This window comes from Rhodosalinus sp. FB01 (assembly GCF_041365715.1).
Classification (GTDB): domain Bacteria; phylum Pseudomonadota; class Alphaproteobacteria; order Rhodobacterales; family Rhodobacteraceae; genus Rhodosalinus.
Window position 1 is genome coordinate 1 of record NZ_JBGFSH010000045.1, and the last position, 592, is coordinate 592.

The 592-nt window shown below is 73.1% G+C and carries 1 pseudogene; it reads left to right on the plus strand.

The features are described 5' to 3' along the window. Positions 1-244: pseudogene (locus AB6A65_RS16460) on the plus strand (hypothetical protein); the annotation flags it as partial. Between the last annotated feature and the right edge of the window lie 348 nt (positions 245-592).

The window sequence follows — 592 nt, forward strand, 5'->3', positions numbered from 1 at the left end:
CAACCACGGGGTTCTGGCCATCGGCGCGACCGTGGGCGAGACCTTCGACCGGCTCTATTACTTCGAACGCGCCGCGGCGACCTACCTGCGCGCGCTCTGGACGGGCCGGCCGCTCTCGATCCTGTCCGAGGCCGTGGCCGAGACGACCGCGCAGCAGCTGGAGGCCTATCCCGGCGCGGGCGAGCGTCACCTCGCGGAGCTGCGCGCGCTCCTCGACGCGGAGGGCTCCGACTACGCTGAGTAAGTCGGGGCCGAGTGAGCCGGGGCGGAGTGATCCGGGGCGGAGTGACCCGGGCCGGCCCCGCGATGCAGCTNGGCGGAGTGATCCGGGGCGGAGTGACCCGGGCCGGCCCCGCGATGCAGCTGTGCCGCAGGGCACGCGCGGCGGGCGCGCGCCGCCGGACATGCATTGACGCAGGGCGCGGAATCGGATTGGCGTGCCGGTGACCCACGCCGGCCCGCGCGCCGCCCGTCGAAGGAGTGCCTCGATGCTTCAGGTTCTGGGCGGCGTCTGGGCGCTGTTGTTCGGCATGGCGCTCATCATGATCGGCAACGGCATGCACGCCACGCTGATGGGCGTGCGCGGCGACAT